At 69.9% G+C, this 16867-nt stretch carries 14 protein-coding genes and 1 riboswitch; of the genes, 6 read left to right on the top strand and 8 right to left on the bottom strand.

The window, feature by feature from the left end:
* Positions 1 to 42: 42 nt before the first annotated feature.
* A complete protein-coding gene (locus ACFFRH_RS35640; protein WP_344747648.1) occupies positions 43 to 1872 on the bottom strand; it encodes an acyl-CoA dehydrogenase in 1830 nt (609 codons plus the stop codon).
* 180 nt (positions 1873 to 2052) lie between these two features.
* Between ACFFRH_RS35640 and ACFFRH_RS35635 the strand changes: the two genes are divergently transcribed.
* The 3 genes from ACFFRH_RS35635 to ACFFRH_RS35625 all read left to right on the top strand — a co-directional run bounded on the left by ACFFRH_RS35635 (position 2053) and on the right by ACFFRH_RS35625 (position 3759).
* Positions 2053 to 2838, top strand: a complete 786-nt coding sequence (locus tag ACFFRH_RS35635) for a class I SAM-dependent methyltransferase (RefSeq protein WP_344747649.1) — start codon at positions 2053 to 2055, stop codon at positions 2836 to 2838.
* Between the two features lie 19 nt (positions 2839 to 2857).
* Positions 2858 to 2923: riboswitch (guanidine-III (ykkC-III) riboswitch) on the top strand.
* 19 nt (positions 2924 to 2942) lie between these two features.
* Positions 2943 to 3266 carry a DMT family transporter gene (locus ACFFRH_RS35630; protein WP_344747650.1) on the top strand — a complete coding sequence of 108 codons (324 nt, stop codon included), beginning with the start codon at positions 2943 to 2945 and terminating at the stop codon, positions 3264 to 3266.
* Between the two features lie 121 nt (positions 3267 to 3387).
* Complete coding sequence (locus ACFFRH_RS35625; RefSeq protein ID WP_386161913.1) at positions 3388 to 3759, top strand: VOC family protein; 372 nt, start codon at positions 3388 to 3390, stop codon at positions 3757 to 3759.
* Positions 3760 to 3915: 156 nt separating this feature from the next.
* On the opposite strand, the gene ACFFRH_RS35620 is transcribed toward ACFFRH_RS35625, so the two are convergent.
* Complete coding sequence (locus ACFFRH_RS35620; protein WP_386161912.1) at positions 3916 to 4380, bottom strand: hypothetical protein; 465 nt, start codon at positions 4378 to 4380, stop codon at positions 3916 to 3918.
* Positions 4381 to 4755: 375 nt separating this feature from the next.
* On the opposite strand from ACFFRH_RS35620, the gene ACFFRH_RS35615 reads away from it, so the two are divergent.
* Positions 4756 to 5157: a pyrophosphohydrolase domain-containing protein gene (locus ACFFRH_RS35615; RefSeq protein ID WP_386161910.1), complete on the top strand. Its 402-nt coding sequence runs from the start codon at positions 4756 to 4758 to the stop codon at positions 5155 to 5157.
* Positions 5158 to 5167: 10 nt separating this feature from the next.
* Complete coding sequence (locus ACFFRH_RS35610; protein ID WP_386161909.1) at positions 5168 to 5617, top strand: GNAT family N-acetyltransferase; 450 nt, start codon at positions 5168 to 5170, stop codon at positions 5615 to 5617.
* A gap of 142 nt (positions 5618 to 5759) precedes the next feature.
* On the opposite strand, the gene ACFFRH_RS35605 is transcribed toward ACFFRH_RS35610, so the two are convergent.
* From ACFFRH_RS35605 to ACFFRH_RS35595, 3 genes are all read right to left on the bottom strand, one after another.
* The gene (locus ACFFRH_RS35605; protein ID WP_386161907.1) at positions 5760 to 7778 is read right to left on the bottom strand and encodes a molybdopterin-containing oxidoreductase family protein; all 2019 of its coding nucleotides are present in this window, start codon (positions 7776 to 7778) and stop codon (positions 5760 to 5762) included.
* Positions 7779 to 7928: 150 nt separating this feature from the next.
* On the bottom strand, positions 7929 to 9794 hold the full coding sequence (locus ACFFRH_RS35600) for a M28 family metallopeptidase (protein WP_386161906.1): 1866 nt from the start codon (positions 9792 to 9794) through the stop codon (positions 7929 to 7931).
* A 91-nt stretch (positions 9795 to 9885) separates the two neighbouring features.
* Entirely contained in the window at positions 9886 to 10323 is a 438-nt protein-coding gene (locus ACFFRH_RS35595; protein ID WP_344743210.1) for an RpiB/LacA/LacB family sugar-phosphate isomerase, read from the bottom strand.
* A 73-nt stretch (positions 10324 to 10396) separates the two neighbouring features.
* Between ACFFRH_RS35595 and ACFFRH_RS35590 the strand changes: the two genes are divergently transcribed.
* A complete protein-coding gene (locus ACFFRH_RS35590; protein WP_344743209.1) occupies positions 10397 to 12823 on the top strand; it encodes a lysylphosphatidylglycerol synthase transmembrane domain-containing protein in 2427 nt (808 codons plus the stop codon).
* 187 nt (positions 12824 to 13010) lie between these two features.
* On the opposite strand, the gene mgrA is transcribed toward ACFFRH_RS35590, so the two are convergent.
* The 3 genes from mgrA to ACFFRH_RS35575 all read right to left on the bottom strand — a co-directional run.
* A complete protein-coding gene (gene mgrA / locus ACFFRH_RS35585; protein ID WP_344743208.1) occupies positions 13011 to 14039 on the bottom strand; it encodes an L-glyceraldehyde 3-phosphate reductase in 1029 nt (342 codons plus the stop codon).
* Entirely contained in the window at positions 14036 to 16096 is a 2061-nt protein-coding gene (locus ACFFRH_RS35580) for a S9 family peptidase (protein ID WP_344743206.1), read from the bottom strand. Before ACFFRH_RS35580 ends, mgrA begins: the two co-directional genes overlap by 4 nt.
* Positions 16097 to 16631: 535 nt before the next feature.
* A partial coding sequence (locus ACFFRH_RS35575) for a hypothetical protein (RefSeq protein WP_386161903.1) occupies positions 16632 to 16867 on the bottom strand: 236 nt, incomplete at its 5' end.

Raw genomic sequence — 16867 nt, 5'->3', positions numbered from 1 at the left:
GCTCGGGCCGGGGCAGGTCGGGTCGGGCTGGGTCAGATCAGGTCAGAAGGCCTCTTCGGGCAGTTCCATCAGGTCCTGGTCGGTGGCTTCGAGGGTGCGGCGCTCGGCGGCGATGCGGGGCAGGACGGTCTGGGCGAAGAACACGGCCGCGGAGACCTTGCCGGTGTAGAAGGCGTGGTCGCTCCCCTCGGTGGCCGAGCCCAGCGCGGCCAGGGCCACCTCGGCCTGGCGCAGCAGCAGCCAGCCGATCACCACGTCGCCCAAGGCGAGCAGGAACCGGGTGGTGTTCAGGCCGACCTTGTAGACCTCCTGCGGGGTCTCCAGCGAGCCGATCGCCCAGCCCGCCATGGTGTCGGCCATGGCCTTGACGTCGTCGGCGGCCTCGCCCAGGAGCTTGCGCCCCTCCTTCAGCCGCCCGTTGCCCGCCTCGGAGGCGGAGAAGGCCTTCACGTCGGCGTACAGCGAGCCGAGGGCGGCCCCCTGGTTGCGCAGGACCTTGCGGAAGAACAGGTCCATGCCCTGGATCGCGGTGGTGCCCTCGTAGAGGGAGTCGATCTTCGCGTCCCTGATGTACTGCTCGATCGGGTAGTCCTGCAGGTATCCGGAGCCGCCCAGGGTCTGCAGCGAGCGGGCCAGCAGCTCGTACGAGCGCTCGGAGCCGACACCCTTGACGAGCGGCAGCAGCAGGTCGTTCATCGCCTCGGCGTGCTCGTCCCTGCGGCCCTCGTGCTCGGCGATCAGCACGTCGTCCTGGTAGGTGGCGGTGAGCATGACCAGGGCCCGCATGCCCTCGGCGTACGACTTCTGGAGCATCAGCTCCCGGCGTACGTCCGGGTGGTGGGTGATCGTCACGCGGGGGGCCGACTTGTCGGCCATCTGGGTGAGGTCGGCGCCCTGCACCCGCTGCTTGGCGTAGGCGAGGGCGTTGAGGTAGCCGGTGGAGAGCGTGGCGATCGCCTTCGAGCCGACCATCATCCGGGCGTGCTCGATGATCATGAACATCTGCTTGATGCCCTCGTGAACCTCGCCGATCAGCGTGCCCACGGCCGGGTGCTCGCCGCCGAAGGTGACCTCGCAGGTCGTGGAGACCTTGAGACCCATCTTCTTCTCGACGTTGGTGACGTAGACGCCGTTGCGCTCGCCGAGCTCGCCGGTCTCCAGGTCCACGTGGTACTTCGAGACCAGGAACATCGACAGGCCCTTGGTGCCGACGCCGTGCCCCTCGGGGCGGGCCAGCACCAGGTGGAAGATGTTGTCGGACAGGTCGTGCTCGGCGCTGGTGATGAAGCGCTTCACGCCCTCGATGTGCCAGGTGCCGTCGTCCTGCTTCACGGCCTTCGCGCGGCCCGCGCCCACGTCGGAGCCGGCGTCCGGCTCGGTGAGCACCATGGTGGCGCCCCACTGCCTCTCGATGGCCAGCTCGGCGTAGCGCTTCTGCTCCTCGGTGCCGATCACGTGGAGCACGTGGGCGAAGGCCGGGCCACTGGAGTACATCCAGATGGCCGGGTTCGAGCCGAGGACCATCTCGGCCAGTGCCCAGCTCACGCTGCTGGGCAGACCGGGGCCGCCGAGCTCGGCGGGGAGACTGAGGTTGGTCCAGCCGGCGTCGCGGTAGGCGGCGAAGGACTTCTTGAAGCCCTGCGGCATCGTCACCGACCCGGTGGCGGGGTCGAACACCGGCGGGGTGCGGTCGCCCTCCTCGAAGGAGTCGGCGAGCACGCCCGTGGCGAGACGGTTGACCTCCTCCAGGATGCTCCGCACGACGTCCTCGTCCAGATCGGCGTAGAGGCCGGTGCCCAGGATGTCCCGGCGCCCGAAGACCTCGAAGAGGTTGAACTCCAGGTCACGGACGTTGCTCTTGTAGTGGCCCATGGGGTCTGCTCCTTGAAACCGGGGATCCGGGACTGTCCATACTCGCCAGTAACGTTACCTGTAATGCTACCCGTGAGTAACCCCTAGAAAACAACCCCTACTAGGACGTTCGTCATACGGCCCGCGGATGCTCCAGCGAGGTCGATCGACGGGCGGGGAAAGCTCTCCTAGGCTCGTCCCATGGACGAGCAGTGGCGGGCCGACCTCGGGACATGGGGGATTCCCGAGGAGATCGCGGCCAGGGCGCCGGTGAGTCCCTGGGGCCACTCCCCGGCGCGGTTCGCCGAGCGCACCGACCTCGCCCTCGCGGTTCCCGAGGGGCCGACCCTGGCGCGGATCGCCGAGGCCCTCCCGTCCGGCGGGAGCGTGCTGGACGTCGGCGCCGGGACCGGGGCGGCCTCCCTGCCGCTGGGCCGGAGCCTGGGGGAGCTGATCGCGGTCGACCCCTCCGACGCCATGCTCGCCGAGCTGTCCTCCAGGGCCACGGCGCTCGGCGTTCCCACCCGGATCGTGAGAGGCCGCTGGCCCGACGTCGCGGACCGGACACCGGTCGCGGACGTCGCGGTCTCGGCCCACGTCGTCTACGACGTGCCCTACCTGGCGGAATTCCTCACCGAGCTCACCCGCCACGCCCGCGCCCGGGTCGTCCTGGAACTCACCGGCCGGCACCCGATGAGCTGGCTCAACCCCCTCTGGCAGCACTTCCACGGCATCACCCGCCCCACCAGGCCCACGGCCCACGACGTGATCGCCGTCGCCGAGGGGCTCGGCCACGAGGTCCACCACGAGTGGCGGGTGGCCCCGCTGCCCCGCTTCACCCGGCTCGACGACCTCGCCGAGAGCGCCTGCCGCAGGCTCTGCCTCGGCCCGGAGCGGGCCGACGAGGTCGTCGCGGCGGTGGTCGAGCTGGACATGTGGCCGGTGCCCCGCGACCGGTGGTTCACACTCTGGTGGGAATCAAAGTGAGATCCGGCTCGTTCCTCCGGTAGAGCGCTCAAAAGGGCGTTCCCGGACGAGACGCGCCGTACCCGGTAGGCAAAGACGACGCTCCTGATCAAGGAGGAGCTGTCATGGCCTGGGTCTTCATTCTGGTCGCCGGTCTGTTCGAAGTCGCGATGGCGTACTCGCTCAAGCTGAGCGACGGATTCTCCGAGGTGCTGCCGAGCATCGGTTTCGTGGTCTTCAGCGTGCTCAGTTTCGGCCTGCTCGCCATAGGGCTGAAAACCCTGGAGGTCGGTACGGCCTACGCCGTCTGGACCGGCATCGGAGCCGTCGGCACCGCCGCGCTCGGCATCATCGTCCTCGGCGAGAGCGCGTCGGCTCTCAAGATCGCGTCGATCCTGCTCATCATCGCGGGCGTCGTCGGGCTCAACCTCGCCGGAGGCGGCCACTGACCGCCCGCCCGGGGGTTTCGGCGGGCCGTACGGGTGCGTCCGGCGGCGTGATGCGCGGATCCTGGAACGGCTCGCCTGAAACCAGCTTGACGGCTTTGGTGGTGTCGGGTTGGGTGGGCTCATGATTGACGTTCACTGTGTGACCTTCGACTGCGCCCAGCCGTACGAGCTGGCGACCTTCTGGCGCGACGCCACCGGCGGGGAGCTCCACCCGGACACGGAGAAGAACGACGACGAGGTCCTCCTCCAGGGCGGCCGGGTCGATCTGCTCTTCATCAGGGTCCCCGAGGACAAGGCGGTCAAGAACCGCGTCCACCTGGACATCACCGGCTCGGCGGGCACCACCCGCGACGAGGAGGTCGAACGCCTCGCCGACCTCGGCGCCACGATCTCCGGGGACCACCGCAACCCCGACGGCAGCGGCTGGGTCACGATGCTCGATCCCGAGGGCAACGAGTTCTGTGTCTGCCGCGCCGAGTACGAGAGGGTCTAACGTCTCGGGGCGGGCTTCGGCCCGGTCACGCCGAAAGGCTCGGCCGGGCCGTGAGACCAGGGGAAACCAGGGGAAGAGCGGGTGGCCGCGTGAGACCGGACGGCCACCGGGAGGAGGCTGGGGGCCACCGGGGCCCGGACGGCCGGGCCGTGAGGTTCAGCGGCCACCGGGGAGCGAGGTCTGGCCGCGCCCCTTGAGGGTCATGGCGACGAACGCCGTGATCAGGTAGATCGCGAGACCCCCCTGGAGCGCGTCCAGAGCCGCCCCGAAGACGCCCTCGCGGTCGAGGACGAGCTGCACGGGATAGAGGAGGATCGCGGAGCCGAGCGCGGGATAGAGGGCGAACCTCCAGGGGTGGCGCAGCGCCCAGAGCCGTGCCTCCCGGGTCACCCGGTCTCCGACGGCGGGCCTGCTGATCGAGCCGATGGCCGCGATGAGCGAGAACAGGCCGATGCCGATGGCCATCGCCCACGGCAGGTCCCCGCCGTCCGCGAACACGCTCAGCACGAAACCGGTGGTCGCCGTCGCGCCGCCGACCACGGCCGCGGTCTTCCAGGGAGCACCGCGCAGCGCCGCCCCGGCGATGGACATCTCATCACTTCGAGTCAGTTCCTCTTTCATGCCACCAGACTGCCTTTCACGCCCCCTTGCCCACATCGGGGAGCAACCCTGACTGTCCCCGGAGTCGCCGCATCGGGGACGCCGCCGGCGCCGGCGGTACGGAAGGTCACTCGACGGCTCCGCCCGGACGATTTCCGGGTGGCACACGGAGCGGGTGACCCATGGAGCGGGTGGCTCACGGGGGAGGACCGGTCCTCGGGCGTCCTGGTCCGGACCTCGGGCGTCCTGGTCCGGATAGATCTCCGGCGCTCCGGGACCTCGTCGCTCGCGGGGCCTCGCAGGTCGCCCTCCGGGAACCTTCCGAGAACCTCCGAGGGCCTTCCGAGGACTTCCTGAGGGCCTTTCGGGGTGAGGGCACGGCCTAGGCTGGCCGGCATGGATGGATCACCGGCGCGCCTGGTTCGAGAGTTCCACGAGAAGATCGGGCTCCCCCTCTCCGACGCCCCCGGCCTGCCTTCCGCGGAGCTGGCCCGACTTCGGCAGAGGTTCCTCGACGAGGAGGTGGCCGAGGTGGCGCAGGCCGCCGAGGCGGGCGACCTGGCCGGGGTGGCGCACGAGCTGGCCGACGTGGTCTACGTCGCGTACGGCACCGCCCTGACGTACGGAATCGACCTGGACCGGGTGCTCGCCGAGGTGCACCGGGCCAACATGACGAAGTCCGGCACCGAGAACGGCAAGGCCGCCAAGGGGCCGGGGTTCACACCCGCCGACGTGGCCGGGGTGCTGGCGGGGGAAGGGCGGGGCCGGGGGATCAGCGGCTCCGGACTGGCTGGATAGGTTGGTCGTCATGCCGGTGGAATTCCGTATCGCCCGTGCCGAGGACGTCCCGCTCATCGTGGCCATGCTCGCCGACGACGTCATCGCGGCCTCGCGCCAGGGAGCCTTCGGCGACGAGCACCGCGCCGCCTTCGAGGCCATCGACGCCGACCCCGGCAACGAGCTGATCGTCGCGGAGCTGGACGGCGAGGTGGTGGGCACCATGCAGCTCACCTACATCCCGGGCATCTCCCGTCGCGGGGCGCTCCGGATGCAGATCGAGGCGGTGCGGATCGCCTCCGGCCTGCGGGGACGGGGGCTGGGCCGCACGATGATGGAGTGGGCGCTCGACCGGGGGCGGGCCCGGGGGTGCGCCCTGGTCCAGCTGACCACGGACAAGTCCCGCGCGGACGCCCACCGCTTCTACGACTCCCTCGGCTTCGTCGCGTCCCACGAGGGGTACAAGCTCGCGCTGACCTGATCATCCGGCGGCTCGCCAAAGGTTCACGTCGACTCGGCCGTCGACCCGCCTCGGTGATCGGCCACGGGTTCGCGTGGGCTCGCGATCGGGGCGCCACGATGATCGGCCCTGGGGCCGCGCGGGCTCCGGCCGGAAGCGCCGGTCATCCGGTCGTGGCGCACGGGGCGAGTTCCACCAGGTTGTCGTGATAGACGGCGCCCCGGCCCAGGTCGGCGTCGCGGGCGGCCACCACGGCGTTCGCCGTCGCCCCTCCCGGGCTGAGCTTGCGCCAGTGTCCCTTGGTGGACGCGACCACGCCGGGCCGTACCTTCTCGCTGATCTCCACCACGGCCTCGAACTCGCCCTCGTCGTTGAACACCCGGGCCCGCTGCCCCTCGCTCAGCCCCCTCCGCGAGGCGTCCTCGGGGTGGACCAGGATCCGCGGGCCCTTCGAGCGCTTCAGCAGCTCGGGGTTGTTGCCGAAGGTGGTGTTCAGGAAGGTGTGGGAGGCGGGTGTGATGAGCGCCAGCGGGTAGGACCCCGGCGCGGCCGAGGCCGTGTGCGGCGGGACGTAGGCCGGTCCCGAGCCGAACTCCATCCGGCCGGAGGGCGTCGGGAAGCCGTCGGTGAACGGCACGAACGGCCGGGGGACGCTGAGCCGGACCCAGCCCTCCTTGCGCAGCCGGTCGAGTGTGATCCCCTCCAGCGAGGGGTGCCCCGAGGTGAGCAGCTGCTCGGCCAGCTCCAGGTCGGAGTCGTACAGGGACGGCTCGGTGAGCCCCATGTGCCGCGCCAGGCGGCGGAACGTCTCGGTGGTGGACAGGCACTCGCCCGGCGGCTCGACGGCGGGCTCGTTCCACAGCAGGTACATGTGCCCGTACCCCGCGTGCAGGTCGGCGTGCTCGATCTGCATGGTGGCGGGCAGGACGATGTCGGCGTAGTCGACGGTGTCGGTGGGGAACTGCTCCATCACGACGGTGAACAGGTCCTCGCGCAGCAGCCTCTCGCGGACCCGGTTCTGGCCGGAGGTGGAACCCATCGGGTTGGCCGCGTACACCCACAGGCACTTCACCGACTCGTCCAGCTCGTCGGCGAGCCGGGTCATGGTGAGCGTGCGGACCGGACCGGGGAGCAGGTCGTCGCGGGTGTCGATGTTCAGGTGGACGTGCCCGCTGGTGGAGTACACGATCCCGCCGCCCGGGTGGCGCCAGTCGCCCGTCACGCCGGGGATGGAGGCGATCGTCCGCATCGCGGTGCCGCCGCCCGCGTGCCGCTGCACGCCCATGGTGGCCCGGATGCCGGTGGGCCGCGTACGCGCCAGGCGTGTCCCCAGGGCCCGGATGTCGGCCTCGGGCAGCCCGGTGATCTCCGCCACGCGCGCCGGGGGATGGCGCAGGATCTCCTCGCGGAGGTTCTCCCAGCCGCTCGTGTGGTTCTCCAGGTAGTCGCGGTCCTCGGCGCCCTCGGCGAGGACGACGTTCATCAGCCCCAGGGCGAGGGCGGCGTCGGTGCCGGGCCGGATCGGCAGGTGCTCGTCGGCCTGCTCGGCGGTGCGGGTGCGGATCGGGTCGATCGCCACCACGTGCGCCCCGGCCGCGCGGGCGTCCTGGATGAACTTCCACAGGTGGTGCCCGCTCGTCAGCGTGTTCGTCCCCCACAGCAGGATGAGCCTGGACAGGGCGAACGTCTCCGGGTCCATGCCGCCCGGCGTGCCGTAGACCTGCCGCAGGCCGGAGTTCCCGGCCGAGGAGCAGATGTTCAGGAAGTGCCTCGACGCCCCCAGGACGTTCCAGAACCGCCTCCCGGCGATCCCCTCCGACCCCTGGACGTATCCCAGCGTGCCGGTGCCCAGGTAGGGCCAGATCGCCTCGCCGCCGTACTCGTCGACGATGCCGCGCAGCCGTACGGAGATCTCCTCCAGGGCCTCGTCCCAGCTGATCCGCTCGAACCGCCCGGACCCCTTGGGGCCGACCCGCCGCATCGGGTGCAGGATGCGGTCGGCCGCCCGGGTGTGCTCCAGGTAGCGGTTGACCTTCACGCAGAGCGCGCCCCGGGTGTACGGATGGTCCGGGTTGCCGCGCATCTTGACGGCACTGCCGTCCTGGACGGTCACCACCCAGGAGCAGGTGTCGGGGCAGTCCAGCGGGCACGCCCCCAGCACTCGCAATTCGCCTGACGACATGCCCCGACTGTAGCCGCGCCCCCTGGCCGGGACACACGCGCGTTCCCCTTCAGGTCCCCTTCCGGCCCCTTTCTGGCCCCTTTCCGGCCTCGCCGTCCGGTCCTCCTCCAACCCCGGCGCCAGCGGGGACGTGTCACCCGAGAAGGGGCGTCACCTGAGAAGGCCGCCGTGCCCGTGGTCGTGGCCGGGCTCCAGGCCGCCCGCGCCGGTTCCCGGCCCGGCGATGCCCGCCTCGCCCGGGGCGACGACGACCCCCTTGCCGGGCCCCTCCTTACCGGGCTCCTCCGTACCGGGTCCCTCACGACGCCCGCGATCCTCGCGGTCACCGAGGGCGGAGGGAGCGCCGGGGAGGTCGCGGGCGTACCCGAAGACGAACGCCGCCGTCGCGATCGCCCCGGCGTTCACCTTCAGCGCCTTCTCGTTGACGTTGGCGATGGTGTCGCACGCCTGGTGGTAGCACTTGTCGTACGCGACCCCGGCGCTGCCGCCGAACTTCCCGGCCTCCTCGGCGGTCTTGAGGCGCTCGGCGCCGGTGAACAGCCCTCCCGAGGGGATGCCGACCGCGATGAAGGGGCCGTAGTCGGAACGGCCACTGAACTCGGCGTCCTGGTACGGCTCGCCCACCGCCTCGAAGTACCCCTGGAAGAGTTTCTCGATCCGGCCCGATCCGGGGGGCGGGGTCGCGCCGGCGACCGGGCCTGAGGAGTCGCCGTCGTAGATCCCGAAAACGTAGTTCGGCGAGGCGATCATGTCGAAGTTCAGGTAGAGCTTGATCTTCGCCCGCTCCGCCGGGGGCAGGGCGGCCACATAGTGTTTCGAACCGAGCAGGCCCAGTTCCTCGGCGCCCCAGAAGGCGAAGCGCAGCCTGTTCCTCGTCCGCAGCGACTTCGCCGCCAGCGCCGTCTCCAGGACGCCCGCCGTGCCCGAGCCGTTGTCGTTGATGCCGGGGCCCATCATGACGCTGTCCAGGTGGGCACCGAGCATGACGACCCTGTCCGGGTCCCCCCAGCCGCTCTCCGCGATGAGGTTGCGCGTCCTGCGGTCGGGAGCGCTCTCGGCGTCCACGACGAGCTTCGTCCTCGTCCCCGGCGCCGCCAGTTCCTCACCGGTCGCGAAGTCGGTGCCGACGACCGGGATGCGCACGGCGGAGGTGTTGATCGAGCCACCGAGCAGGGCCCTGCGGTCCTCGGTCCCCTGGCCCGTCCGGCCGTCGTTGAAGATGATCACAGCGGACGCGCCGGCGGCCTCGGCCCGTTCCGCCTTGACCTGGAAACTGCAGGTGCCGCGCTGGATCAGCGCGATGTCGCCCCGGACGAACGTGGAGAAGTCGCTCGCCTCACACCCCGAGGTGGATTCCGGTCCCTGCTTCGGCGGCAGGACCAGGTCGACCCCCTGAACCGGGCCCGTCACGTTCCCCGAGCCGGAGTACGTCATGGTCCTGAAGTCGGTGCCGGGCACGTACGTCTTGGCGGTGGGCCGGATCCGTTCGAGCACCGGGGCCGTGACCTCGCGGAAGAAGGAGATCTTGAACTCCTGCGAGGTGACCCGGTACCCGGCGGCCCGGAGCCTGCCCGCGACGTAGGCGAGCGAGGCGTCGTAGCCGGGTGTGGCCGCCGCCCGGGTGTCGCCGTTGGCGTGGGCGATCTCCTGGAGCCTCTCCAGGTGCCCCTTGAGGGGCGCGAGCTTGACCGACGCCCCGAACGCCTCCGCGCCCGGCGACAGGGGGTCCCCGGCCGCCGGTCCGGGGGCACGCCCTCCGGGGGCGAGCCCCGCGCCGGCCCGTCCGGAACCACCGCCCGCGGGGACGGACACCGCACCGACGTGTTCGGAGTCACCGGCTCCGGGGACGGGCGCCGCGCCGGCCCGTTCGGAATCGCCGCCTCCGGGCACGGGCGCCGCACCGGCCGGGACGGTGGACACGGCGGACACGGCGGCCAGGGACACGACCGACAGGACGGTGATCGCGGCCAGCAGTTTCCTCGGAGCGACGGAGGGGGCTTCCCGCCCCTCGGACACGGCTCGAAGGGACGCGGACGGGTGACGGAACATGCTGGTCAGTTTTTCAGGCCGTCATCCATCAAATTGATTGTTCCCGCAGGTAGAACGGTCAATTCTCCATCTCGGACAGGTACGCTATGTTCGCCCTGTCTCCCTCGTCGAGACTGGGACTCCCCGCGAACCAGGCGTCCAGGATCTCCCCGAGCAGCGGGGCGGAGATCAACCGGAGGCTGATCGCCAGCACGTTGGCGTCGTTCCAGCGGCGTGCCCCGTCCGCCGTGGCCGCGTCCGCGCACAGCGCCGCCCTGATCCCGGGCACCTTGTTCGCCGCGATCGACGCCCCCGTCCCGGTCCAGCAGCACACGATCGCCTGATCGGCGGCCCCCGAGGCCACATCCTGGGCGGCCCGCGCGCAGCACCAGGCCCAGTCGGCCCGCTCGTCGGCCACGGCACCATGAGGTATCACCGTGTGACCTCTTTTTTCGATCGCAGACACCAAGATGGAAGCCACACCGTCAAGACTGTCGGAGGCCACTGAGATACGCATGACTCTGATTGTGGACACCCAAGGAGAAGATCGGTGACGCACCTGTAATGCGGAACGTGCAGAATCGCAGGCGGTGACGAAAATCGGGGAACTGGACGAGATGGCGTCCGTCGACGGCACACGGCCGACGACGGACGACGATCTCACCGTGCACGTCGTCGAGCCGCTGCTCCCGCAGAGGATCCGCCGTCCCTCCGACCTGCTGCGCTTCCTGGCGACCCTGCTCGCGCTCGTGGCCGTGGTCCTGCTCGCCCTCGTCGCGAAGAAGACCCTGAACGGCCTGGAGGGCGACGTCGCCGACGGCACCAGCCGGGCGCCGTTCCTGCTCAGCGGTCTGGCCGGGGTGCTGAGCGCGTCGGCGATGCTCGGCGTGCCCGTCGCCTTCGCCATCGAGCGGGTCCTCCACCGCGACGGCCTCCGGGTGGCCGAGGGGCTCTTCGCGGCCATCGCCGCGATGGTGTTCTCCTTCGTGCTCGGCGAGTGGATCGTCAGCGCCGGTCCCGAGGACCTGCGGGTCCTGCTGACCGGCGGGCGGGCCGGGGTCGAGCCGATCAACACCCTGCTCACCCCGATCATCGCCTACGTCACCGCGGTGCGGATCTCCCGCCGTCCCACCTGGCGGGCGGCCCTGTGGAGCGCGGTCGCGCTCAACGCCGTCGCCCTGTTCGCCGGACTCGCCGCCACCATCCTCGGCATCGTCGTCTCCATCCTGGTCGGGCTGGCCGTCGGCTACGCCACCCTGTACGGCGTGGGCAGTCCCAACACCCGCCCCCCGGGCAGCACGGTCGTCGCGGCGCTCCGCAAGCTGGGCTTCGTCCCCGTCAAGGCCCGCAGGCTCGACGACGACTACCAGAGCAGCCGCCGCTACGCCGTCGACCTCAAGGACGGCAGCCGCCTCGACGTCGTCGTCCTCGACCGTGACCGTCAGGTCGCCGGGGTGCTCTACCGCCTCTGGCGGCGCATCCGCCTCAACTCGGAGACCCGCCGCAAGGCCATCCGCTCGCTCCGCGCCGAGCTGGAGCGCGAGGCCCTGATGGCGTACGCCGCGCAGGCGGCCGGAGCGAGCACCCCCAGGCTCGTCGGTACCAGCGAGATCGGCACCGAGGCCGCGCTGCTCGCCTACGAGCACACCCCCACCCGCGCGCTCGACAGCATCCCCGACAAGGAGATCGACGACAACCTGCTCGCCCAGATCTGGGAGCAGGTCCTGTTGTTGCAGGTCCAGCGGCTCGCCCACCGGCGGCTGACCGGAGACAGCATCCACGTCGACGGCGAGGGCCGGGTCATACTGACGGACGCCCGCAGCGGCGAGATCGCCGCCGGCGACCTGCTGCTGCGCCTCGACATCGCCCAGTTGCTCACCTATCTCAGCCTGCGCGTCGGCGCCGAGCGGGCGGTCGCCGCCGCCGCGGCCGTGGCCGGGTCGGGCGTGCTCGCCGACGCGCTCCCGCTGCTCCAGCGGATCGCGCTGACCAGGGAGACCAGGGCCGCGCTCAGCAAGAACAAGGAGCTGCTCACCGAGATCCGCGACCGGATCGTCGAGCTCAAGCCGAGGACCGAGGCCGAGGAGGTGCGCCTGGAGCGCTTCCGTCCCCGGACCCTGATCACCATCATCGGCACCGCGTTCGCCGCGTACTTCCTGGTCTACTACCTGACCCAGATCAACCTCAACATGATCACGTCGGCCAAGTGGAGCTGGACCGGGGTGGCGCTCGTCGCCGCGATGCTGAGCTACGTCGCCGCCGCCCTCATGCTGATGGGGTTCGTGCCGGAGAAGCTGCCCCTCGGCCGTACGGTGCTCGCCCAGTTCGCCGGGTCGTTCGTCAAGCTCGTCGCGCCCGCCGCGGTGAGCGGGGTCGCGGTCAACACCCGTTACCTGCAGAAACGTGGCATTCCTCCGGGGCAGGCGGTGGCCAGCGTGGGCGCCTCACAGCTCATCGGGCTCGCCTGCCACATCGCCCTGCTGTTGCTGTTCGCCTACATCACCGGCTCCAACACGGCCTCGTCGTTCACCCCGTCGCGCACGCTCGTGATCACGCTGCTCGCCGCGGCCGTGCTGATCCTGGTCATCGTGAGCGTGCCACGCCTGCGCCGCATGATCACCGCGCGGCTCCGCTCGCTGTTCTCCGGCGTCATCCCGCGCCTGCTCGACATCCTCCAGTCACCGCGGAAGATCATCGAGGGCTTCGGCGGCACGCTGATGCTCACCCTGTTCTTCGTGATCTGCCTGGACGCCTGTGTCCGCGCCTTCGGTGGCTCCATCAACTTCGCCGCCGTCGCCATCGTCTTCCTCGCGGGCAACGCCATCGGCTCGGCCGCCCCGACCCCCGGCGGGCTCGGCGCCGTCGAGTTCTCCCTCACGGCCGGTCTCACCCTGGCGGGCGTGCCGCGCGAGGTGGCGGCCCCGGCCGTCCTGCTGTTCCGGCTGCTGACCTTCTGGCTGCCGGTCCTGCCGGGTTGGGCCTCGTTCGCGTACCTGCAGAGACACGAGGCGCTCTGACCTCGCCACCTCGCCCGCGTCCTCTCACGGACGGGTTCTCGCAGGCGGATCTTCATCTTCCCAGGCGGATCTTTCGACGGATCTTCGCGGACGGGTGTTCATGGACGGGTCCTCACGACGGAGGCCGCCGGTCACCTGGACCGGCGGCCTCCGTACGTGAGAGCGGGCGAGCGGATGGGCGGGGAGGTCAGGCCTCGCTGGACCTGGCCCAGATGTTGATCCCCGCGTCGACCGCGTCCTTGTCGATCGCCTCCAGCTCCCCGGCGTCGAACGAGGTGTTCTCCACCGCCGCGAGGCTGTTCTCCAGCTGCTCGACGCTGCTCGCGCCGATCAGCACCGAGGTGACCCGCTTGTCACGCAGCGCCCACGCCAGCGCCATCTGCGCCAGCGACTGGCCGCGCCGGCCCGCGATCTCGTTCAGGGTGCGGATGTGCCGCATGCTCTCTTCGGTGAGCATGTCCGGGGTGAGGAAGCGCCCCTGCGAGGCCCGCGACCCCTCGGGGATCCCGTTCAGGTAGCGGTCGGTCAGCATGCCCTGCGCCAGCGGCGAGAACGCGATGCAGCCCGCGCCCACCTCCTCCAGGACGTCGAGCAGGCCGCCCTCGATCCATCGGTTCAGCATCGAGTACGAGGGCTGGTGGATCAGCAGCGGAGTGCCCATCTCCCGCAGGATCCGCGCGGCCTCCTTGGTGTGCTCGGGCGAGTAGGACGAGATGCCCGCGTACAGCGCCTTGCCCGACCGGACCGCGTGGTCCAGCGCGCCCATCGTCTCCTCGAGCGGGGTGTCCGGGTCGAACCGGTGGCTGTAGAAGATGTCGACGTAGTCGATCCCCATCCGCTCCAGCGACCGGTCCAGGCTGGACAGCAGGTACTTGCGCGAGCCCCACTCGCCGTACGGGCCCGGCCACATGTCGTAGCCCGCCTTGGTGGAGATGACCAGCTCGTCCCGGTACGGGGCGAAGTCCTCGCGGAAGTGCCGGCCGAAGTTGGTCTCCGCGGTCCCGGGCGGCGGGCCGTAGTTGTTGGCCAGGTCGAAGTGGGTCACCCCCAGGTCGAAGGCCCTCCTGAGGATGTCCCGCTGAACCTCGAAGGGCTTGTCGTCACCGAAGTTGTGCCAGAGCCCCAGGGAGACGGCGGGCAGCTTGAGCCCACTCTTGCCGACCCTGTTGTACGGCTGGCGATCGTCGTACCTGTCGTTCGCCGCGAGATATGTCACTGCGCCACCTTCGTCGTGTCGAGAATCCAGGAGAGGGTGAAGGCCTCTTCGCGCCAGGAGTCGTACCTGCCGCTCCGGCCGCCGTGTCCGGCGCCCATCTCCGTCTTGAGCAGGAAAGGCCCGCCGTGCGCGACCTCGCGGAGCTTCGCGATCCACTTGGCGGGCTCGTGGTAGAAAACCCTCGTGTCGTTGAGGCTGGTGATCGCCAGAATCGGCGGGTAGACCCGGCCGTCCACGTTCTCGTAGGGCGTGTACGACTTCATGTACGCGTACACCTCGGGATCGTGCAGCGGGTCGCCCCACTCGTCCCATTCGATCACGGTCAGCGGCAGCGACGGGTCGAGGATCGTGTTCAGCGCGTCCACGAACGGCACCTCCGCGACCACGCCCGCGAAGGTCTCCGGCGCGAGGTTGGCGACGGCGCCCATCAGCAACCCGCCCGCGGAGCCACCCCTGGCGACGATCGCGCTCGACCAGCCGGAGGCGGAGAGGTGCTCGGCGGCGGCGACGAAGTCGGTGAACGTGTTCTTCTTCTGCTGGAACTTGCCGTTCTCGTACCAGCGTCGGCCCATCTCACCACCGCCTCTGACGTGCGCGACGGCGAAGACGAAGCCCCGGTCGAGCAGGCTGAGCCTCGCTACGGAGAACGACGGGTCGATCGAGATCTCGTAGCTTCCGTAGCCGTACAGCACGGTGGGGGCGGGCCGCTCCGTGCCCTTCTTGACCACGATCGAGATCGGCACGCGAGTGCCGTCCGAGGCGGTCGCCCACTCGCGGAACTGCTCGTAGTCGGCCGGGTCGTAGCCGCCCAGCACCACCTTCTGCTTCAGCAGGACCAGCTCGCGCGCGCCGAGGTCGTAGTCGTAGACCGACGGCGGAGTGACCATGCTGGTGTAGCCGAGCCGCAGCCGTCCCGTGACGAACTCCGGGTTGCCCGACGGCGCCACGTCGTAGATCGGCTCGGGGAAGGGGATCTCGTACGCCTCCCCGCCGCGGGGCAGGATGCGGATGCCGGTGAGGCCCTCCCTGCGGAAGTGCACGACGGTGTGACCCTCGAAGGCGTCGACGTCGAGCAGCCGGGTGTCGGTGCGGTGCTCGATGAGCGGCGTCCAGCTGCCGGGGTCGTCGAGGGGCGCGGTGGCCAGCTCGAAGTTCTCCGCGTTCCGGTTGTGCAGGACCAGGAAGTGGTCGCCCGCGTGGTCGACGCCGTACTCGACACCGGTCTCCCGGGGCCTGACGACCCGGAACTCTCCGGTGGGGTCGTCGGCCTCCAGGACGCGTACCTCGCTGGTGATCTTGCTTCCGGCGGAGAGGACCAGGTAGCGCTCGCTGCGGCTGAGCCCGATGCCGACCCAGAACCGCTCGTCGGACTCCTCGTGGACGAGCACGTCGTCCTCGGCCGGGCTCCCGATCGTGTGTCGGTGGACCTGGTTGGGCCGCCAGGCGTCGTCGACCGTGGTGTAGAAGAACGTCGTGCCGTCGGCGGACCAGGCACCGCCGTAGAAGATGCCGGGAATCTCGTCGGGGAGGGTCTCGCCGGTGGCGAGGTTCTTCACCTTCAGGGTGAAGCGCTCGTCGCCGGTGAAGTTGGTGGAGTAGGCCAGCAGGGTGCCGTCGGGGCTGACCGAGCTGGTGCCGATCGAGAAGAAGTCGGAGTCTCCGGCGAGTTCGTTGCCGTCGAGCAGGACCTCCTCGCCGGGAAGCGACTCCCCGGCCTTCAGTTCGGGCGGCGTCTCGCCGTCGGCCGCCACCCGGCACTGGATGCCGTACTGCTTGCCCTCCTCCGTCCGCGAGTAGTACCACCAGCCGCCCTTGCGGGTGGGGACCGAGAGATCGGTCTCCAGGGTGCGTCCCTTGATCTCCTGGAAGAGCGTCTCCTGCAGGGGCTTGAGGTGGGTGGTCGCCTCCTGCGTGTAGGCGTTCTCCGCCTCCAGGTAGGCGACCACCTCCGGGTCGTCCTTGACCGTCAGCCACGCGTAGTCATCGACCACGGTGTCCCCGTGGTGCACGCGCTCGCTGGGAACCTTCTTCGCCGTCGGCGGCGTCTGGCTGCTCACTCAGCCGAGTCTATGTTTCCGCCGGTCCCTGTTCGGATCCACCCGCTCAGCTGACTCGACCGACCTTGCCGGCGCGTTTGGTGCGGTCCTGGGCTGTCCTGGGCGGTCTTGGTTCGGTCTTGGTTCGGCTGCCCGGTGGGGTCGGAGGGTCGGGACGTCCAGGTAGTGGCCAGGGTGGTTGGAGGTGGTTGGGGCGGCGGCCAGGGCGGGTTGGGGCGGTTGGGCCCGTTTCGCTCGTGGTCCCTCATGGCCTCTCGTGGGCCGGGGCGCCTCCGGCTCCGTCCACCTCCTGTTTCCCGGCCGTGAGGTTCGCCGTTACGTCTCGAGCGGTCTTCGGGGGCTGCTAATCTTTGGACGTCGGCAAGGTCCGGCGCAAACCACTCCAATCACTCCGGTGACTTCCGTATGGCTTGTGTCGTGTTTGCCGACAATCCCTTTGAAACCAACGGTCTCGAAGATCGGTTCGCAGAGCCGCTCAGGGGCTGGTAAGTTAGAGGGGTTGCTCCGGAAACGGAGTCGCCTGAATTCCAGCAGGTCAGCTAGATCGAATCAACCGGATCACAACAAGCCGGTTTGACACGAAAAAGCGGGCCTGAAAGAATAAAGGCACAACGAAAGAACAGAATAAAACAAAACGAACGCCCCGGAGTTCTGCTCGGCTGGTTGGCCGGGTCTGGGTGATGGTGTACGCGTCCGTTTCTTGAGAACTCAACAGTGTGTTAAAAGCCAGTGCATGAAGCACAACCCCGTCCAACCCATCTTCGGGTGGGG

Origin of the sequence: Streptosporangium vulgare (genome assembly GCF_042428775.1) — a bacterium.
In the GTDB taxonomy this organism is placed as follows: Bacteria; Actinomycetota; Actinomycetes; order Streptosporangiales; family Streptosporangiaceae; genus Streptosporangium; species Streptosporangium vulgare.
The sequence above is the reverse complement of the archived record's forward strand: the minus strand, read 5'-3'. Positions and strand labels throughout refer to the sequence as shown.